The organism is Micromonospora sp. AMSO31t (assembly GCF_008868175.1).
In the GTDB taxonomy this organism is placed as follows: Bacteria; Actinomycetota; Actinomycetes; order Mycobacteriales; family Micromonosporaceae; genus Micromonospora.
On the sequence record NZ_WBKT01000119.1, the window covers coordinates 1 to 17,214 of the forward strand.

Below are 17,214 nucleotides of genomic sequence, written 5' to 3' on the forward strand. Positions count from 1 at the left end.
GCCGCACCGCTGGCTGCTCGTCGGGGTCCGGGGCGGCGCCCGGGGCGGGGGGCGCGACCTCGCCGCGGGCCGCGTCGTGCCGCGGCCGGCGGTCCGCGGCCTTCGGCGCGGGCGCCCCGTCGGCGGCCAGCCCGATCGCGGCCAGGTACGCCGACAGCTGCTCCTGCGCCACCCGCAGCGCGTAGCCGGCGGTCTCGGCGTGCTCGGTCGCGGCGGACAGCTCCGGCACCCCCATGGGGTTGGCCGATTCCTGGCGCACCCAGCGCAGCCGCTCGCTGGCCTGGCCGAACTTCTCCAGCGCCGCGGCGAGCTGGGCCAGGGGCAGTTCCTCGGCGGCGGCGCGGACCTGCGCGCCGATGTCCTCGACGATGGACACGACCGGTCCTCAGAGGGTGGCGACGTAGAGCTGCGCCTGCTCGACCGCCACGAGCGTGGCGGCGAGACACTCCTCCAGCTCCTGGCTGGCCTGGGTCAGCGAGGCCTGGGCCGCCTCGACGGTCTCGTGGCCGCTGCCCTCCAGCGCGCCGGCGAGGGTCTGCTGCGCCTCGGCCAGTTTCTCCCCGGCCGCCTGCACCGCTGTCTGCCCGTCTCCTATCTGTTGGAGAGCGACATCGATGGCGGCCTTCAGCTCGGCGACGCTCGCCACGGGGGACCTCCTGGGGGCGGGGAGATCTCCATTACAACCCATCCCGATGGGCGGGAGAACATCCACCCTCGCGGCGTTCCTGCCGGGCTGTCCGATTGTCGCCCTGACGTGCGGAAAGACGCCCCACGGCGGGGCCGGCCGGTCCCACCGCCGGACCCTCGGGTCCCGTGGACGGGACGCGCCGGCGTCCCGGAGACCGGTCAGCGGGGCAGCCGGCGCGGGCCGTACACCTCGGCGCCGAGTGCGCCCACCCGGGCCCGCAACTCCCGGTCGGCGGTGACCACCGCCCGGCGGCGCTCGGGCGCGGCCGCGACCAGCGCGACGATCGTGTCGTCGCCGGAGCCGGGCGCGGACACCACGGCGACCCCGGGCACCGCCGGGACGTCCCGTGCCGCGCCCTCCACCACGAGCACCACCTCCACCGGCGGTGGCAGCTCCGGCGGCACGCCCGCCTCGGCGACGGCCACCAGCGCGTCGCGCAGCCGGGCGGCCGCCCCGGCCCGGTCCCGCCACCAGCCGTCCGGCCGCGAACCCACGACGTTCGCGCCGTCGACGATCAGCAGGGGCCGGGTCTCCATGCCCCCAGCGTGCCACCCGTCCGCGTTTGTCGCGCCGACCGCCGGGTAGCCACCGCCGACCGTGCCGCGCCATGTCGCGCCCCGGCGGCCGTGCCGACCGACTGCGGAGGACAGAATGATGGGACCCGGTGACTTCGGCAACGACCCGTGGGACGAGTTCCTGGCCCGGTACTTCGGGCGGGGCGAGGGGGGACGCCGGCCGGCGCACCGGGTCGACATCACCCGGCTCATGACCGCCGACGCGCGGGAGATGCTGGCCGACGCCGCCCGCCGCGCGGCCCAGAAGCACAGCAACGACCTGGACACCGACCACCTGTTGTGGGCGGCGTTGCAGCGCGAGCCGCTGCGCGACCTGGTCCGCCGGGCCGGCGCCGACCCGGACGCGCTGGTCAACGCCCTCGGCGGGCGTGGTGACGGTGCGCCCCGGGGCGAGGTCCCGCCGAACCTGTCGCTCACCCCGGCCGCCAAGCGGGCGCTGCTCGACGCCCACCAGTTGTCCCGGGCCATGGGCGCCAACTACATCGGCCCCGAGCACATCCTGATGGCGCTGCCGCTCAACCCGGAGTCGCCGGCCGGCCGGATGCTCGCCGCCGGGCGGATCCAGCCCGAGTCGCTCCAGGCAGCCAGCGCCGAGCGCGGCCCGGGCACCGGGCCGAAGCCCGACCGGGGCACCCCCACCCTCGACCAGTACGGCCAGGACCTCACCGACCTGGCCCGGATGGACCAGATCGACCCCGTGATCGGCCGGGCCGACGAGATCGAGCAGGCCGTGGAGATTCTGTCCCGGCGCACCAAGAACAATCCGGTGCTGATCGGCGAGGCCGGCGTCGGCAAGACCGCCATCGTGGAGGGGCTGGCCGAGCGGATCTGCGACGGCGACGTCCCGCAGACGCTGATCGGCAAGCGGGTCATCCAGCTCGACCTGGCCAGCCTGGTCGCCGGCACCCGCTACCGGGGCGACTTCGAGGAACGGCTCAAGAAGGTGATCGACGAGATCCGCGCCCACCGCGAGGAGCTGATCGTCTTCCTGGACGAGATCCACACCCTGGTCGGCGCGGGCGGCGCCGGCAGCGAGGGCGGCATGGACGCGTCCAACATGCTCAAGCCCGCCTTGGCCCGGGGCGAGCTGCGGGTGATCGGCGCGACCACGCTGGACGAGTACCGCAAGAGCATCGAGAAGGACGCCGCGCTGGCCCGCCGGTTCCAGCCGGTGCTGGTTCCCGAGCCCAGTGTCGAGGACACCGTGGCCATCCTGCGCGGCCTGCGCGACCGGTACGAGGCGCACCACCAGGTCCGCTTCACCGACGAGGCGCTGGTCGCCGCCGCCGAGCTCTCCGACCGGTACGTCACCGACCGGTACCTGCCGGACAAGGCGATCGACCTCATCGACCAGGCCGGCGCCCGGGTGCGGCTGCGCACCCGCACGCCGGCCGCCGACGTGCGCGAGCTGGAGCAGCAGCTCGACGACGTACGCCGGGACAAGGAGCAGGCCGTCTCCGACGAGCAGTACGAGCGGGCGTCCACCCTGCGTGACCGGATCGCCGAGCTGGAGGACCAGGTCCGCCGCGCCCGCGGCGACGAGGGTCCCAACCACGTGCCCGAGGTCGGGCCGAAGGAGATCGCCGAGGTGGTCTCCCGGGCCACCGGAATCCCGGTCAACCAGCTCACCGAGGAGGAACGGGACCGGCTGCTGCGCCTGGAGGGGCACCTGCACGAGAAGGTGATCGGCCAGGACGAGGCGGTCAGCGCGGTGGCCGAGGCGGTGCGCCGCTCGCGTACCGGCCTGGCCGACCCGAACCGGCCGATGGGCAGCTTCCTCTTCCTCGGCCCCACCGGTGTCGGCAAGACCGAGCTGGGCCGGGCCCTCGCCGAGGCGCTGTTCGGCGAGGCCGACCGCATGGTCCGGGTGGACATGAGCGAGTTCCAGGAGCGGCACACGGTCAGCCGCCTGGTCGGCGCGCCTCCCGGGTACGTCGGCTACGAGGAGGCCGGCCAGCTCACCGAGGCGGTGCGCCGCCGCCCGTACGCGGTGGTGCTGCTCGACGAGATCGAGAAGGCGCACCCGGATGTGTTCAACATCCTGCTCCAGGTGCTCGACGACGGCCGGCTCACCGACAGCCAGGGGCGCACCGTCAACTTCAAGAACACCGTACTGATCATGACGAGCAACCTCGGTTCGGAGCTGATCACGGGCACCCAGCGCACGGTCGGCTTCGGGGCCGGGGAGCCCGGCGAGCAGGAGACCAACGAGCTGCGCGAGCGGCTGATGCGCCGCCTGCAGGAGAACTTCCGGCCCGAGTTCATCAACCGCATCGACGAGGTCATCATCTTCCAGCGGCTGGAGGCCGAGCAGCTGCGCCAGATCACGGGGCTGCTGCTGGAGGAGACCCGCCGCCGGCTGCACGCCCAGGACATCCGCGTCGAGTTCACCACGGCCGGCGTCGACTGGCTGGCCGAGCACGGCTACCAGCCGGAGTTCGGCGCCCGGCCGCTGCGCCGGGTCATCCAGCGCGAGGTCGACAACCGGCTCTCCCGGATGCTGCTGGAGAACGAGATCTCGCCCGGCCAGCAGATCACCGTCGACGCGCGGGACGGCCAGCTCGCCATCGACGTGGCCGCCGGCGACCGCGGCTACACCGCCGCGGCGACGTCCCATCCGCGATGAGGGAAAGCGCCCCAACCCCGACGGATCGGAGGGCGGACATGACCGAACCCGAGGAGACCCGGGAGGACGAACGCAGCGAACCCATCGTGGCGCCGCCGACGGCCAACCCGGCCCGGGTCAAGGTGCCGCCGGAGGGCTTGAAGCAGGAGACCGACAAGGGCGAGGGCGACCCGACGCCGTCCGGGTCGCCGTCGGGAGAGGAGGCGTGATGGTACGCGAGGCGCGACTCGATCCGGAGGTCGAGGTGATCTGGGACGACTTCCACGCCGAGGTCAACGTCCCCTCCGAGCAGCTCCGGCAGTGGCTGCTCACCCGCGGCTCGGGGGAGGAGGCGTTCGGCCCGAACCCGGACCTCGACCTGCCCGAGCCGGGGCGGCGGATCCTCCAGGTGCTCACCAAACGCAAGGTGGACCTGACCCCGGAGGACATCGAGGTGATGCGGGACGCCATCGAGCGGATCCGGGCGCTCAGCGCGGAGAAGCCGAGCCGGGGCAACGCCGACGACGAGTGGCGGCACTCCCTGCTCGACCTGGGCCACGACGTCCTCATCGAACGCTGACCGCGGCACGCGGTCCTACTTGAACGCTGACGGCACGGTGCGGCGGCACCCGGGACCCGGTCCCGGGTGCCGCCGCCGTCCGCTACTCGGACTCCATGCTGGGCAGCATCAACCCGGCGGCGTCCGCGGCGTCCTGCCGTTCGCCCCGGGCCCGCTCCTCCCGGCTGAGCAGGTTGGCGAACTCGGTGATGTCGGCCGGCTCCGGCACCTCCGGCAACCGGCGCAGGAACGCCTCCAGGTCGGCGGAGGCGGCGGTGTGCGCGGCGGCCGCCTGGCGCAGCAGCTCCCGCTGGTCGGCGGCCGGGTACAGATCAGTCATGTCGCCCAGATACCCGCGCTCAGGCGGTTCGCACCCCGCTCGGGGTTATCGACTGCACCCCGAAGTCCGGGTGGGACAGCAGCCAGGCCAGGTAGTCGGGATGGTTCGCCAGCGCATCGGTGTACGCCGCCACCGCCGTCTCCAGCACCGGCTCGGCGACCCGGGCCGCCGGGGCGTCCGGGTGCCAGCCGAGCAGCAGCCGCCAGCGCAGCGGCGCCCCGGCGAGCCGGCGGGTCACCAGGCCGGCCACCGGGCGGAAGGTGGCCTGGCACAGCGCCACCGCCTCGCCCGCGTCGACCAGGTCGAGGCAGCCCCGCACGTCCGCCTCGTAGACCTTCCGGGGGGTGAAGCCGGCGCGGGCGCAGGCGGCGGCGAAGCAGTCGCCGAAGCAGCCGTCGCCGGGTGCGGCCACCCACTGCTCGCGGCGCAGGTCGACGAGGCGCACCTCGTCCCGGCCGGCCATCGGGTGGGTCTGCGGCAGCAGCACGAAGACCGGGTCGACGGCCACCTCCCGCCAGCTGAGCCCGGACTCCGCCGACGGGGTGGCGTCACCGCACACCCCGGTGAGGGCGAAGTCGAGCCGCCCGCCGGCCACCAGTTGCGCCAGCTCGTCCACCGACCACGACGCGTACGTGGTGATCCGCACGTCGGGGCGCTCGGCGGCGAGCCGGTGCACCAGCCGGCCGAGGATGGGGCTGTTCACCCCGCCGAACCGGTAGCGGCTCAGCGGGTCGCCCGCACCGGCCAGGCGGGCCGCCTCGTCCTGCAGGCCCTTCATGGCCGGCAGCAGCACCCGGGCCCGGTCCAGCACCAGCTCGCCCAGGGCGGTGGGCCGGGCGCCCCGGCGGTCCCGCTCGAACAGCGGCCCGCCCAGGGCCCGCTCGATGCGTTGGAGCTGGGCGGTCAGCGCCGGCTGGGCCAGGCCGAGCGTGGAGGCCGCCTTGGTGACGCTCCCCGTCTCCGCGATCGCGCACACCACCCGCAGGTGTCGCAGCTCCAGATTCATACGGTGACGGTAGGACCACCCAACGGCCGGGCGGAAGGGCCTTACGGCATCGGTATACCTGTATGGGACAGCCGTCAGACGTCGCGGGGACGTTCCAGGTCGGCGAGGCGGGTCCGCCGCCCGCTGACCACGTCGCGCACCTTGTCCAGCACACCCACCGCCGGCTCGACGATCTTGTTCCACGGCGGGGTGGCCGGGGTGCCCGGATGCGGCCGGGTCGGGGCGGCCTCCTCGGCGATCTCCCACCGGTTGCCCAGCCGGATCAACTCGGCGTCGCTGGCCACCTCGCGCAGCGGCGTCACCAGCGCGGCGACCCGGCTGACGTGCCGGCGCACCCGGTCGGCGACGTCGGCCACCGCCGGGTCGTCCGGCCCGGACAGTCCCTTCAGCGCGGTCAGCAGGGCGGCGTCCGCCTCGATCTCCCGGTCCACCAGTTCGACGCTCTCGGGGACGGCGGCCCGGGCGGCCGGGAAGAGGTACTGCTCCTCGGCGGAGAGGTGCCGGGACACCGCGGCCGTCAGCACGTCCAGCACCTCGCGGCGGCGCGCCGGGTCCAGGCTCGCATCGGTGACCTGGCCGGCCAGCCCGAGCAGCACCCAGTGCTCCCGGTCCACGAGGTCGGCCAGGCTCCGCCCGCCCGGCCGGTACGCGTCGTCGGCGGTGGGAGGCAACGGCGGCAGGGGGACGGTCATGGTGCCCTCCTTGAGCTGGCGGCCACGGCCGTCCGGTCCCGGCGCGTCCGACGCCGCCACCCCGGACAGCCGATCGACGGGTGTGGTGGTCCGGCGGTACCCGCCCGTGCGATCCGCGAAACCGCGCCCCGACCGGGGGCGACCGGCCGGCCGGTCCTGCTGGTATGAAGAAGCGATGACGAGCGACCCCGCCTCCGACCGACCGGACCCCACCGACGAGGTCGTGGACCTCTGCCGCGACCTGCTGCGCATCGACACCACCAACACCGGGGACAACGACACCAGCGTCGGGGAGCGCCGGGCCGCGGAGTACGTCGCCGAGAAGCTCGCCGAGGTCGGCGTCGACGTGGAGCTCCACGAGTCCGCGCCGGGCCGGGCCAACCTGGTCGCCCGCATCCCCGGCGCCGATTCGGGCCGGGACGCGCTGCTCGTGCACGGCCACCTCGACGTGGTCCCCGCCGACCCGGACGAGTGGTCGGTGCACCCGTTCTCCGGCGAGATCCGCGACGGCTACCTGTGGGGCCGCGGCGCCATCGACATGAAGGACTTCGACGCCATGGTGCTGGCCGTGGTCCGCGGCTGGCAGCGCGCCGGGGTCCGGCCGTCCCGCGACATCGTGCTCGCGTTCACGGCCGACGAGGAGGCCGGCAGCGACTACGGCGCGCACTTCCTCGCCCAGCGGCACCGCCACCTCTTCGACGGCTGCACCGAGGCGATCGGCGAGGTCGGCGGCTTCTCCTACTCGGTGGACGAGTCTCGGCGCCTCTACCTCATCGAGACCGCCGAGAAGGGCATCGACTGGCTGCGCCTGCACGCCAAGGGCCGCCCCGGCCACGGTTCGATGGTGCACGACGACAACGCCGTCACCGCGCTCGCCGAGGCGGTCGCCCGGATCGGCGGGCACCGCTTCCCGGTGGTCATGACCGACACCGTCCGGGCGTTCCTGGCCGAGGTCTCGGACGTCCTCGGCATCGAGATCGACCCCGACGACCCGGAGACGGCGATCGCCAAGCTCGGCCCGATCGCCAACATCATCGGCGCGACCATCCGCAACACCGCCAACCCGACCCGGCTGGCCGCCGGCTACAAGGACAACGTCATCCCGGGGCGGGCCACCGCCACCATCGACTGCCGCAGCCTGCCGGGGCAGAGCGAGGTGCTGGAGCGGCAGCTGCGTGAGCTGGTCGGGCCGGACATCGCCATCGAGTACATCCAGCGCCAGCCGGCCCTGGAGACCACCTTCGACGGCGACCTGGTCGAGGCGATGTCCGCCGCGCTGCGCGCCGAGGACCCGGGCGCCCGCCCGGTGCCGTACATGCTCTCCGGCGGCACCGACGCCAAGGCGTTCTCCCAGCTCGGCATCCGGTGCTTCGGCTTCGCGCCGCTGCGGCTGCCCGCCGACCTCAATTTCTCCGGCCTGTTCCATGGCATCGACGAGCGGGTTCCGCTGGACGGACTACAGTTCGGCGTGCGGGTTCTCGACCGCTTTCTCCGCAGCTGCTGACCGTGCCCGTCGCGCCGCCGGCGCGGAACCTCCCCCATCGCGAAGGGACTGCCTCACATGACCGACCAGCACGGTGAGCTGGACGCCGCCCTCGAGCGGGTGATCGACGCGGCCCGCGCCCACCTGGCCGCCGTTCGCGCCGCTCAGGGCCGGATCGACGACGACGCCGTCTGGCAGGCGTACGTCAATTTGAACAACGCCTCGTTCGCCTACGACGAGCAGCTGCTCGACGCGTTCGGCGAGGTGACACCGTGGGACGTCGAGTCGATCGACCCGGACGAGGCCGACGAGCGCTTCGGCGGCGCCGAGGGCGTCGAGGCGACCGACCCGCACCCGCGGGTGATCTCCGTGCGGCAGCGGCGGGACTACCGCGTCCCGAGCATCTCCGCGCTGATCCGGGCCGCCGAGGCGGTCCGCCGCGAGGGCACCCCCGAGGAGGACGAGCCGGCCCCGGTCGAGGGGGTCGGCGAGGCGGTGCTGGAGCTGCTGCAGGGCGGCGACGGCTCGCTCTCCGCCCTCGACGTGCCCGAGTTGGAGCCGCTCGACGGCGTGGTCATGGTCAGCGAGGTCGGCACCCCGGTCGACCTGGAGTCCTTCGACGACGACGACCCGGTGGGCCCGTTCCAGCCGGCCGCCGACGACCGCCTGGTCGGCCGGCTCGACGAGCACCCGTTCCTGGAGCTCGACGAGGAGCACGACCACGCCCACTAGGCAGCGACGCCCCCGGAGCCACCACGCGGTGGCTCCGGGGACGCTCCCGCCTGGCGGCCGTCAGTAGGAGAGGCCCGGCTGCGGCTGGTTCACCCGGCGGCGGCGCAGCATGACCTGCCGCGTGCCGTCCCGGAACAGCCGCACCCGGGCCAGCTCCCAGCCGGAGAACTCCGCCTGGATCGCCAGCTGCGCCGCGGCGGTCAACCGATCGACGTTCGAGGGCAACCGCAGCGGCGCGTATTCGTAGTCCATGGCCTCTATGCTGCCCAGCTCGGGAGCCCTCCGCCACCCCCTGACGGTGACCCGCGTCGCCTCTTTCGCGCACCGGCCCCTGGCCGGCGGGGGGTCAGCCGTCCCGTTCCGGGTAGCCCACCGGCACCGCCGCGACGTCGTCCAGCGCCGTGACGATCTCCTCGGGCAGGGTCATCCGCTCCACCTGCAGCGCCCCGAGGAGCTGCCCCACGGTCCGGGCGCCGAGGATCGGCGCCGTCACCCCGGGCCGGTCCCGGACCCACGCGAGGGCCACCTCCAGCGGCGACACGCCCAGGCCGCCGGCCGCGATGGCGACGGCCTCCACGATGCTGGAGCAGCGCGGCTCCAGGTAGGTGGCGACGAAGCGCTCGAAGTGCGGCGACACGGCCCGCGAGTCCGCCGGCCGGCCGTTGCGGTATTTGCCGGTGAGCACCCCGCGGCCCAGCGGCGACCAGGGCAGCACACCCAGGCCCATGGCCTCGCAGGCGGGCAGCACCTCACGCTCCACGCCCCGCTCCAGCAGCGAATATTCGACCTGCGCGGCGACCACCGGGGCCCGCCCCGGCCAGGCGGCCTGCCAGGCGGCGGCGCGGGCGGTCTGCCAGCCGGAGAAGTTCGACACCCCGACGTACCGGGCCTTGCCGCTGGACACCGCGTGGTCGAGCGCGGAGAGCGTCTCCTCCAGCGGGGTGTCCGGGTCGTACCCGTGCACCTGCCAGAGGTCGACGTGGTCGGTGCCGAGCCGGCGCAGCGAGGCCTCCAGGGTGCGCAGCAGGTGCCCCCGGGAGCCGTCCCGGCGGCGGCCGCTGCCCGGCCGCAGCCCCGCCTTCGTGGCGATGAGCAGATCGTCGCGGGGCACCAGGCTGCCCAGCAGGGACCCGATCACCGACTCCGCGTCGCCGTCGGCGTACACGTCGGCGGTGTCCACGAGGTTGCCGCCCGCGTCGAGGTAACTCTTCAGCTGGGCGGCCGCGTCGTCTTCATCGGTGTCGCGTCCCCAGGTCATGGTGCCGAGCGCGAGCCGCGAAACCGCCAGCCCGCTTCGGCCGAGCGGTCGCTGTTGCATGGGTGAACCTTATTTCGAAGCCGGCTTCACGGATATCCTCGCCGCAGTCAACTTCCCGCGCGACCTTCCACGGGTGTGACGTGTTCGAGGTGAGCCGGTGGTCCGCGCCACCACCGCCATTGCGTAACCTGATGCGACCTGTGGTGCGGATGGTGGGAGGACCAGTGCGACTCGGGCTCAGCCTCGGATACCAGACGGCGTGGAGCACGCCGGCCGACCACCTGGCGCTGGCCCAGGAGGCGGATCGGCTCGGCTACTCGGTGGTGTGGGCCGCGGAGGCCTACGGCTCCGACTCGCCGAGCATGCTGGCCTGGATGGCCGGCCAGACCGAGCGGATCGACGTGGGCGCCGCGGTGATGCAGATCCCCGCCCGCACCCCGGCGATGACCGCGATGACCGCGGCCACCATCGACGCGCTCTCCGGCGGCCGGTTCCGGCTCGGCCTGGGCGTCTCCGGCCCGCAGGTCTCCGAGGGCTGGCACGGCGTCCGCTTCGCCAAGCCCCTGGCCCGCACCCGGGAGTACGTCGACATCGTGAAGCTGGCCGTGGCCCGCAAGGAGGTCGCGTACGACGGCGAGCACTACACGCTGCCGCTGCCGGACGGCCCGGGCAAGGCGCTGCGGCTGGGCTTCCACCCGCCGCGCGAGCACATCCCGATCTACCTGGCCGCCGTCGGCCCGAAGAACCTGGAGCTGGCCGGCGAGATCGCCGACGGCTGGCTCGCCGTCTTCTACGCCCCCGAGTTCGCCGAGGAGCAGCTCGCCTCGGTGCGGGCCGGGCGGGCCCGGGCCGGCAAGGAGCTGGCCGGCTTCGACGTCGTCCCGTCCGTGCCGGTGGTGGTCGGCGACGACATCGCCACCTGCGCCGAGCTGGTGCGCTGGTACGCGGCCCTCTACGTCGGCGGCATGGGCAGCCGGCAGCAGAACTTCTACAACCAGCTCGCCACCCGGATGGGCTACGGCGACGCCGCCCGCGAGGTGCAGGACCTCTACCTGGCCAAGCGGCAACGCGATGCGGCCGCCGCGGTGCCCATGGAGTTCATCGACCGCACCTCGCTGCTCGGCCCGAAGGAGCGCATCGCCGAGCGGATGCGGGAGTACGCGGCCGCCGGCGTGACCACCCTGTCGGTCACCCTCTTCGTGGCGGACCGGGACAGCGGCGTGCAGACCCTGCGGACCGTCGCCGAGGCGCTGGACCTCTCCGGAGTCGGCGAGTGACCTGGGTCGAGGCCATCGTCCTGGGCATCGTCCAGGGGCTCACGGAATTCCTGCCGGTCTCGTCCTCCGGGCACCTGCGGATCACCTCGGCGATCTTCTTCGACCGGGACGCCGGGGCGTCGTTCACCGCGGTGACCCAGCTGGGCACCGAGGCGGCGGTGCTCATCTACTTCTTCAAGGACATCTGGCGGATCGTCCGGACCTGGGTGCTCGGCCTGTTCGACAGCTCGGTGCGCTCCAGCCTCGACTACCGCATGGGCTGGTACGTCATCGTCGGCACCATCCCGATCGGCATCTTCGGGCTGCTGTTCAAGGACCAGATCCGCACCGCCGGCCGGAACCTGTACCTGATCTCCGGCACGCTGATCCTCTTCGGCCTGGTGCTGGCCTTCGCCGAGTACTGGGGGCGGCAGACCCGCACGCTGGAGAACTTCCGGATGCGTGACGGCGTCATCATGGGCTTCGCCCAGGCCGCGGCGCTGATCCCGGGTGTCTCCCGTTCTGGCGGCACGCTCACCGCCGGCCTGCTGCTCAACCTCACGCGCGAGACGGCGGCCCGCTACTCGTTCCTGCTGGCCATCCCGGCCGTGGTGATCTCCGGCGTGTTCAGCATCCCGGACGTCTTCGAGCCGTCCGCGCCGGGCACCGCCGCGCCGAGCGTGGCGCAGATGGTCGTCGCCACGGTGATCGCCTTCGGGATCGGATACGCGGCCATCGCCTGGCTGCTGCGCTACGTCGCGCACCACACCCTGTACCTGTTCGTCCTCTACCGGGTGGCGCTCGGCTCCCTGGTCCTCTGCCTGCTCCTCACCGGCACGATCGACGCCACCTGACCCCGGATACGCCGCTGGCCGGCACCCCGTGTTGGGGGTGCCGGCCAGCGGTTGTTTGGGTCAGCTGTTCCAGTGCTGGTGGACGATGTCGGTGGCCTGCTGCTCCCACTGGGCGTAGGCGTCCGGGTAGGCCGAGACCTGCACGGTCTGCGCGGCGTCGGTCAGCGGCATGCTCTCCCAGCCGTCGACCTGCTTCAGGCCCTTGAGGAAGGCGAGGGTGGAGTACTCGGGGTTGGTGATCTGCTCCGGCGTGCCCCAACCGCTGGTCGGGCGCTGCTGGAACAGGCCCAGCGAGTCGTGATCATTCTTATCGCCGAGGTGGCCCAGGTTCTCCAGCTTCGACTCCTGCAGGCTCGTGGCGATCGAGATGACCGCGGCCCGCTCGGGCAGGCCGGCCTTCTTCGTCGCCGCGATGATCGCCTTGGCGTTGGCGGTCTGCTCGTCGTTCAGGTCGATGTGCGACTGGGCGCCCTGCACACTCACCGCGACCGCGGCCGGCTTGCCCTCGACGGGGTGGGCGTCGGCGTGGGCGGCGATCGGACCGGCGAAGACACCACCGGTGAAGGCCAGACCAGCAATACCCAGCACGCTCTTACGCAGCATCGTGTTCATCCGGATGGCTCCATTCGGGGGTTGGCGCACATGCCGATGGGGGTCGGCTGTGTGTGCGCAAGCACCGTCAGGCGCTCAAGAAAGTCTTAGGGGGATCATCCGGCGCGCGGGGCGGGGCCTCTTCGTCGCGCCGGGACCATGTGCAACGACCGGCGGGCCATCGTCATTCCCGGCCGGGCAGTCCCGCCTCGCGGGGCGGTCGCTCTCGGCGGGTCACCCCGGGGGGCGGGGCGTGGTCCTCGGCCGTTCACCGGGATACAACGACACCGGCCCGCCGGCCATTCCGCCGCCAGGATGCCGCCGGTCACCCCACGAACCGGACACCACGCCCACGCCGGGACCGTCGGTGGAACGCTATGGATGTATCCGGACCTGGGAGACACACATAGCGTTCCACTCACCAGGCATGAACCGGACATCCACGCCACGTCGAGGCTGCCTGCGTGGGCGGCTGCAAACCTGATGACGTGGATGGATCGGCGCGCGACCCCTCGATCTGTCGACCGTCCCTCGCCGGTGCCCGCCGCCCAGCCGCCGGCCACCGCCCCGGCCCCCTTTGCTCTGCAGCCACGGACGCACCACCTCCGCACCACGGCCGCTGCGTGGTTGGCTGCAGAGCAAAGGCGGTGGGTGAGCACCTGCCACCCGTGGCGGGCGACCGAACGCGATCCGTCCCCGACCTGCCCCAGACGGGCAGCGACGAGCCCCGAACCTCGGGTCGCCGTAGCGGGACGCGCGGAGGAGCGGCACAGACAACAGCGCCGCCCGGCCCCGGAGGGACGGGCGGCGCTGTAGGTGTCGGTGTGCAGGTCGCCTCTCGGCGAGTGGCACGACGCGGCTCCAGCCGAACGGTATTCCGCGAAGGCAATTTAGGTGAGGCCCGGGGACACTGGACACACCGACGCTCTGCACAACGGCCCGACCGGGTCGGGTGTTCCGGGCGCGGAGGTGTTCGCCGTCACAGCCCCGATACCGCCACATCCCGTGGTGCAGTCGATCAAGGGGTGGTCAGCGCCTAGGGTGGTCTGCGTGGCGACCCTTCTGCTTCTGCGACACGGCCGGACCACCGCGAACGCCGACGGTGGCCTCGCCGGCCGGCAACCGGTCGAGCTGGACGAGACCGGGCGCGCCCAGGCCACGGCGGTGGGCGGGCGGCTCACGGGCCTGCCCCTCGCGGCGGTGGTGACCAGCCCGCTGATCCGCTGCCGGCAGACCCTGGAGCTGGCCCTGCCCGGCGCCGAGCCGGTGGTCGAGGAGGGCCTGATCGAGTGCGGCTACGGCGCCTGGGAGGGGCAGCCGTTGAAGAAGCTGGCGAAGGAGCCGCTCTGGCCGGTGGTGCAGCAGCACCCGAGCGCCGCCGTGTTCCCGGAGGGGGAGTCGATGGCGGCGATGTCGGCGCGGGCGGTCGCGGCGGTGCGCTCCTGGGACGCCCGGATCAGCGCCGAGCACGGGCCCGAGGCGGTCTGGCTGGCATGCAGCCACGGCGACGTGATCAAGGCGATCGTGGCCGACGCGCTGGGCGTACACCTGGATCTGTTCCAGCGGATCGTGGCCGACCCGGCGTCGGTGACCGCGATCCGCTACACGCCGCTGCGGCCCTTCCTGGTCCGGCTCAACGACACCGGCGGCGATCTTGCCGGGCTGGTCCCGCCGCCGCGCAAGCGGCGCCGGCGGGCGACCAGGTCGACTGACTCGGACGCGGCCGTGGGCGGCGGCGCGGGGGCGACCCGGTGAGCCGCCCCGCCACGCCCGGCAACGGCGGGAGGCGGCCCTGGCGTTTCGCCCTGGGCGGATTCGGCGTCGGTGCGCTGCGCGACGGTTCCGCACGCCGGATAGGGTCGTGGGTATGACGCACCAGGTGCACGCCTTCGAGCCGCCGGAGCGGTTCGTCGCCGGAACCGTCGGCCCGCCGGGGGAGCGCACGTTCTTCCTCCAGGCGCGCGGCGGAGGCCGGCTGGTCAGCGTCGCGCTGGAGAAGGTCCAGGTGTCCCTGCTCGCCGAGAAGCTGGAGGAGCTGCTCTCCGAGGCGCAGCGCCGGTTCGGCGTGGATCTGCCGGAGGCGACCCCGGTGACCGGCGACAACGACCCGCTCGACACCCCGGTCGACGAGGAGTTCCGGGTCGGCACCCTGGGCCTGGCCTTCGACGTGGACTCCGCCACCGTGGTGATCGAGGCGATCGCCGCCGGTGAGGCGGAGGCCGAGGTCGAGCTGGGCGACGCGGACGACGACACCGACGAGGACCCGGACGAACCGGACGACGACCTCGACCGGCTCCGGGTCCGGTTGACCCCCGAGGCGACCCGCGCGTTCATCGAGCGGGCCCGCCGGGTGGTCAACGCCGGCCGTCCGCCCTGCCCGCTCTGCGGCCAGCCGCTCGACCCGGCCGGTCACCTCTGCCCCCGGCACAACGGTTACCACCGGTGACCTCGTCCGAACTTCAGCCCCGACAGGGCGCCGCCGCCTCGCTGCGACTGCTCAGCGACGGTGAACTCACCCTGGAGGGACGGCTGGTCGACGCCTCCAACACCACCCTGCGCGGTGTCATCACCCTCGACGGGGCGACCGCGCGCTGCGTCTACAAGCCGGTCCGCGGCGAGCGCCCGCTCTGGGACTTCCCGGACGGGACGCTCGCCGGCCGGGAGGTCTCGGCCTACCTGGTCTCGCAGGCCACCGGCTGGGACCTGGTGCCGCCGACCGTGCTGCGGGACGGCCCGTTCGGTCCCGGCTCGTGCCAACTCTGGATCGACGAGCCGGACGACGCCGAGCCGCTGGTCGGTTTCGTGCCGGCCGAGACGGTGCCGCCGCGCTGGTTCCCGGTCGCCGCGGCGCGCGACGACGACGGGGCCGCGTACGCGCTGGCGCACGCCGACGATCCCCGGCTGGCCCGGCTGGCGCTCCTCGACGCCGTGATCAACAACGCCGACCGCAAGGGCGGGCACGTGCTCGTCGGTCCGGACGACCGGGTCTACGGGGTCGACCACGGGGTCTGCTTCCACGTCGAGGAGAAGCTGCGCACCGTGCTCTGGGGCTGGGCCGGCCGGCAGCTCCCGCCGGACGCGGTGGCGATGCTCGACGGGCTGGCCGGCCAGCTCACCGGGGCGCTCGGCGACGAGCTGGCCGACCACCTCACCATCAGCGAGGTCGCCGAGGTGGCGGCCCGGGTGGACCGGCTGCGCGAGACCGGGCGGTTCCCGCTGCCGCCCGAGGAGTGGCCGGCCATGCCCTGGCCACCCATGTGAGCCGCTGTCGCGTTGATCACCCGAGGCGCGCCACCTGAGCGCCTGACGGATCGTTAGGCTGGCAATCATGGAGTCTTGGGCGGGACACGAGGTGCCACGGCTGCCGGGCAAGGGCACGCCACTGAAGTTGTACGACTCGGCGCGGCAAGGCCTCCACTCCAGTCAGCCCGACGGCGCGGCCAGCATGTACGTCTGCGGCATCACCCCGTACGACGCGACCCACCTGGGCCACGCCGCCACCATGATCACGTTTGACCTGGTGCAGCGGATGTGGCGGGACGCCGGCCTGACCGTGCGGTACGTGCAGAACGTCACCGACATCGACGACCCGCTGCTGGAGCGGGCCGAGCGCGACGGCGAGGACTGGAAGGTCCTGGCCATGCGGGAGACGGCCCTGTTCCGCGAGGACATGGAGGCGCTGCGGATCATCCCGCCGGCGCACTACGTCGGCGCGGTCGAGTCGATCCCGGACATCGCCGAGAAGGTCCTCGTGCTGCTCAAGGACGGCGCGGCCTACCGGCTCGACGACGGCACCGGGGACGTCTACTTCGACGTCGCGGCCGCCCCCGCGTTCGGCTACGAGTCCAACCTGTCCCGGGAGCAGATGCTGGAGATCTTCCCGGAGCGCGGCGGCGACCCGGACCGGGCCGGCAAGCGGGACCCGCTCGACCCGCTGCTGTGGCGCGGCGCCCGCGAGGGCGAGCCCTCCTGGCCGGGCGGCGAGCTGGGCGCCGGCCGTCCCGGCTGGCACATCGAGTGCGCGGTGATCGCGCTGAACCTGCTCGGCGACCGGATCGCCGTTCAGGGCGGCGGCAACGACCTGCTCTTCCCGCACCACGAGTGCTCGGCGGCGCACGCGGAGCGGCTGACCGGCGAGGCGCCGTTCGCCGACCACTACGTGCACGCCGGCATGATCGGCCTGGACGGCGAGAAGATGTCGAAGTCCCGGGGCAACCTGGTCTTCGTCTCCCGGCTCCGGGCCGACCGGGTCGACCCCATGGCGGTCCGCCTGGCCCTGCTGAGTGGGCACTACCGCAGCGACCGCTCGTGGACCGACGAGCTGCTCGTCGAGGCGCAGGAGCGGCTGGCCCGCTGGCGCCGGGCCGCCGCCGCGCCGGCTGGCCCGTCGGGGGACGAGCTGCTGGCCGGGGTACGCGCCCGCCTCGCCGACGACCTCGACAGCCCTGGCGCCCTGGCCGTGGCCGACGCCTGGGCCGACCAGGCCCTGGCCGGGGTCGCCGACGACGGGGCAGCCCCGAAGCTGTTCGCCGACACCGTCGACGCCCTCCTCGGCATCCGCCTCTGACCCCGGGT

The 17,214-nt window shown here is 73.4% G+C and carries 19 protein-coding genes and 1 pseudogene; 11 read left to right on the forward strand and 9 right to left on the reverse strand.

The annotated features are described in order from the left end of the window. The 3 genes and pseudogenes from F8274_RS22490 to F8274_RS22500 form a co-directional block, all read right to left on the reverse strand. Window positions 1-376, reverse strand: a pseudogene (locus F8274_RS22490) (hypothetical protein); the annotation flags it as partial. A gap of 9 nt (window positions 377-385) precedes the next feature. Beyond that, the gene (locus F8274_RS22495; RefSeq protein WP_030504016.1) at window positions 386-646 is read right to left on the reverse strand and encodes a hypothetical protein; all 261 of its coding nucleotides are present in this window, start codon (window positions 644-646) and stop codon (window positions 386-388) included. 200 nt (window positions 647-846) lie between these two features. Further along, window positions 847-1,224 carry a hypothetical protein gene (locus F8274_RS22500; RefSeq protein ID WP_151464355.1) on the reverse strand — a complete coding sequence of 126 codons (378 nt, stop codon included), beginning with the start codon at window positions 1,222-1,224 and terminating at the stop codon, window positions 847-849. Window positions 1,225-1,339: 115 nt separating this feature from the next. Between F8274_RS22500 and F8274_RS22505 the strand changes: the two genes are divergently transcribed. From F8274_RS22505 to F8274_RS22510, 3 genes are read left to right on the forward strand one after another with little or no spacing between them, the layout of a single operon-like run. After that, window positions 1,340-3,889 carry an ATP-dependent Clp protease ATP-binding subunit gene (locus F8274_RS22505; protein ID WP_151464356.1) on the forward strand — a complete coding sequence of 850 codons (2,550 nt, stop codon included), beginning with the start codon at window positions 1,340-1,342 and terminating at the stop codon, window positions 3,887-3,889. Between the two features lie 38 nt (window positions 3,890-3,927). Beyond that, a complete protein-coding gene (locus tag F8274_RS31340; protein WP_192579933.1) occupies window positions 3,928-4,098 on the forward strand; it encodes a hypothetical protein in 171 nt (56 codons plus the stop codon). Continuing rightward, the gene (locus F8274_RS22510) at window positions 4,098-4,448 is read left to right on the forward strand and encodes a DUF3140 domain-containing protein (RefSeq protein ID WP_151464370.1); all 351 of its coding nucleotides are present in this window, start codon (window positions 4,098-4,100) and stop codon (window positions 4,446-4,448) included. The genes F8274_RS31340 and F8274_RS22510 overlap by 1 nt, the downstream gene beginning before the upstream one ends. An 82-nt stretch (window positions 4,449-4,530) precedes the next feature. Here the strand turns inward: F8274_RS22510 and F8274_RS22515 are convergent, their stop codons facing one another. The 3 genes from F8274_RS22515 to F8274_RS22525 all read right to left on the reverse strand — a co-directional run bounded on the left by F8274_RS22515 (window position 4,531) and on the right by F8274_RS22525 (window position 6,465). Further along, complete coding sequence (locus F8274_RS22515; protein ID WP_151464357.1) at window positions 4,531-4,767, reverse strand: hypothetical protein; 237 nt, start codon at window positions 4,765-4,767, stop codon at window positions 4,531-4,533. 19 nt (window positions 4,768-4,786) lie between these two features. Further along, complete coding sequence (locus F8274_RS22520; RefSeq protein ID WP_151464358.1) at window positions 4,787-5,773, reverse strand: LysR family transcriptional regulator; 987 nt, start codon at window positions 5,771-5,773, stop codon at window positions 4,787-4,789. 74 nt (window positions 5,774-5,847) lie between these two features. Next, window positions 5,848-6,465 carry a hemerythrin domain-containing protein gene (locus tag F8274_RS22525; protein ID WP_151464359.1) on the reverse strand — a complete coding sequence of 206 codons (618 nt, stop codon included), beginning with the start codon at window positions 6,463-6,465 and terminating at the stop codon, window positions 5,848-5,850. A gap of 175 nt (window positions 6,466-6,640) precedes the next feature. Here F8274_RS22525 and F8274_RS22530 point away from each other — a divergent pair, with 175 nt between their 5' ends. Together F8274_RS22530 and F8274_RS22535 are read left to right on the forward strand one after the other, a co-directional pair. Beyond that, the gene (locus F8274_RS22530) at window positions 6,641-7,969 is read left to right on the forward strand and encodes a M20/M25/M40 family metallo-hydrolase (protein ID WP_151464360.1); all 1,329 of its coding nucleotides are present in this window, start codon (window positions 6,641-6,643) and stop codon (window positions 7,967-7,969) included. A 57-nt stretch (window positions 7,970-8,026) separates the two neighbouring features. Then, window positions 8,027-8,680, forward strand: a complete 654-nt coding sequence (locus tag F8274_RS22535) for a hypothetical protein (RefSeq protein ID WP_151464361.1) — start codon at window positions 8,027-8,029, stop codon at window positions 8,678-8,680. Between the two features lie 60 nt (window positions 8,681-8,740). Here F8274_RS22535 and F8274_RS22540 read toward each other — a convergent pair whose 3' ends face one another. Continuing rightward, window positions 8,741-8,932: a DUF5703 family protein gene (locus F8274_RS22540; RefSeq protein WP_120682271.1), complete on the reverse strand. Its 192-nt coding sequence runs from the start codon at window positions 8,930-8,932 to the stop codon at window positions 8,741-8,743. 94 nt (window positions 8,933-9,026) lie between these two features. Next, the gene (locus tag F8274_RS22545; protein WP_151464362.1) at window positions 9,027-9,998 is read right to left on the reverse strand and encodes an aldo/keto reductase; all 972 of its coding nucleotides are present in this window, start codon (window positions 9,996-9,998) and stop codon (window positions 9,027-9,029) included. A 164-nt stretch (window positions 9,999-10,162) separates the two neighbouring features. Here F8274_RS22545 and F8274_RS22550 point away from each other — a divergent pair, with 164 nt between their 5' ends. Together F8274_RS22550 and F8274_RS22555 are read left to right on the forward strand one after the other, a co-directional pair. Next, on the forward strand, window positions 10,163-11,215 hold the full coding sequence (locus F8274_RS22550; protein ID WP_151464363.1) for an LLM class F420-dependent oxidoreductase: 1,053 nt from the start codon (window positions 10,163-10,165) through the stop codon (window positions 11,213-11,215). Then, window positions 11,212-12,048 carry an undecaprenyl-diphosphate phosphatase gene (locus F8274_RS22555; RefSeq protein ID WP_151464364.1) on the forward strand — a complete coding sequence of 279 codons (837 nt, stop codon included), beginning with the start codon at window positions 11,212-11,214 and terminating at the stop codon, window positions 12,046-12,048. The genes F8274_RS22550 and F8274_RS22555 overlap by 4 nt, the downstream gene beginning before the upstream one ends. Before the next feature lie 60 nt (window positions 12,049-12,108). Here F8274_RS22555 and F8274_RS22560 read toward each other — a convergent pair whose 3' ends face one another. Further along, window positions 12,109-12,660, reverse strand: a complete 552-nt coding sequence (locus tag F8274_RS22560; RefSeq protein ID WP_151464365.1) for a hypothetical protein — start codon at window positions 12,658-12,660, stop codon at window positions 12,109-12,111. A 1,020-nt stretch (window positions 12,661-13,680) separates the two neighbouring features. On the opposite strand from F8274_RS22560, the gene F8274_RS22565 reads away from it, so the two are divergent. The 4 genes from F8274_RS22565 (at window position 13,681) to mshC (ending at window position 17,206) form a co-directional block, all read left to right on the forward strand. Then, complete coding sequence (locus F8274_RS22565; protein ID WP_151464366.1) at window positions 13,681-14,394, forward strand: histidine phosphatase family protein; 714 nt, start codon at window positions 13,681-13,683, stop codon at window positions 14,392-14,394. Window positions 14,395-14,506: 112 nt separating this feature from the next. Next, on the forward strand, window positions 14,507-15,085 hold the full coding sequence (locus F8274_RS22570; RefSeq protein WP_151464367.1) for a DUF3090 domain-containing protein: 579 nt from the start codon (window positions 14,507-14,509) through the stop codon (window positions 15,083-15,085). Then, window positions 15,082-15,900 carry an SCO1664 family protein gene (locus F8274_RS22575; protein WP_151464368.1) on the forward strand — a complete coding sequence of 273 codons (819 nt, stop codon included), beginning with the start codon at window positions 15,082-15,084 and terminating at the stop codon, window positions 15,898-15,900. The genes F8274_RS22570 and F8274_RS22575 overlap by 4 nt, the downstream gene beginning before the upstream one ends. A 67-nt stretch (window positions 15,901-15,967) precedes the next feature. Next, window positions 15,968-17,206, forward strand: a complete 1,239-nt coding sequence (mshC, locus tag F8274_RS22580) for a cysteine--1-D-myo-inosityl 2-amino-2-deoxy-alpha-D-glucopyranoside ligase (protein WP_151464369.1) — start codon at window positions 15,968-15,970, stop codon at window positions 17,204-17,206. The last annotated feature ends 8 nt before the right edge of the window (window positions 17,207-17,214 follow it).

Excerpts from the sequence above, each read along its gene's own strand:
- F8274_RS22500 (WP_151464355.1), bottom strand. The coding sequence starts at position 1,224 with ATGGAGACCCGGCCCCTGCTGATCGTCGACGGCGCGAACGTCGTGGGT.
- F8274_RS22505 (WP_151464356.1), top strand. The coding sequence starts at position 1,340 with ATGATGGGACCCGGTGACTTCGGCAACGACCCGTGGGACGAGTTCCTG.
- F8274_RS31340 (WP_192579933.1), top strand. The coding sequence starts at position 3,928 with ATGACCGAACCCGAGGAGACCCGGGAGGACGAACGCAGCGAACCCATC.
- F8274_RS22510 (WP_151464370.1), top strand. The coding sequence starts at position 4,098 with ATGGTACGCGAGGCGCGACTCGATCCGGAGGTCGAGGTGATCTGGGAC.
- F8274_RS22515 (WP_151464357.1), bottom strand. The coding sequence starts at position 4,767 with ATGACTGATCTGTACCCGGCCGCCGACCAGCGGGAGCTGCTGCGCCAG.
- F8274_RS22520 (WP_151464358.1), bottom strand. The coding sequence starts at position 5,773 with ATGAATCTGGAGCTGCGACACCTGCGGGTGGTGTGCGCGATCGCGGAG.
- F8274_RS22525 (WP_151464359.1), bottom strand. The coding sequence starts at position 6,465 with ATGACCGTCCCCCTGCCGCCGTTGCCTCCCACCGCCGACGACGCGTAC.
- F8274_RS22530 (WP_151464360.1), top strand. The coding sequence starts at position 6,641 with ATGACGAGCGACCCCGCCTCCGACCGACCGGACCCCACCGACGAGGTC.
- F8274_RS22535 (WP_151464361.1), top strand. The coding sequence starts at position 8,027 with ATGACCGACCAGCACGGTGAGCTGGACGCCGCCCTCGAGCGGGTGATC.
- F8274_RS22540 (WP_120682271.1), bottom strand. The coding sequence starts at position 8,932 with ATGGACTACGAATACGCGCCGCTGCGGTTGCCCTCGAACGTCGATCGG.
- F8274_RS22545 (WP_151464362.1), bottom strand. The coding sequence starts at position 9,998 with ATGCAACAGCGACCGCTCGGCCGAAGCGGGCTGGCGGTTTCGCGGCTC.
- F8274_RS22560 (WP_151464365.1), bottom strand. The coding sequence starts at position 12,660 with ATGAACACGATGCTGCGTAAGAGCGTGCTGGGTATTGCTGGTCTGGCC.
- F8274_RS22570 (WP_151464367.1), top strand. The coding sequence starts at position 14,507 with ATGACGCACCAGGTGCACGCCTTCGAGCCGCCGGAGCGGTTCGTCGCC.
- mshC (WP_151464369.1), top strand. The coding sequence starts at position 15,968 with ATGGAGTCTTGGGCGGGACACGAGGTGCCACGGCTGCCGGGCAAGGGC.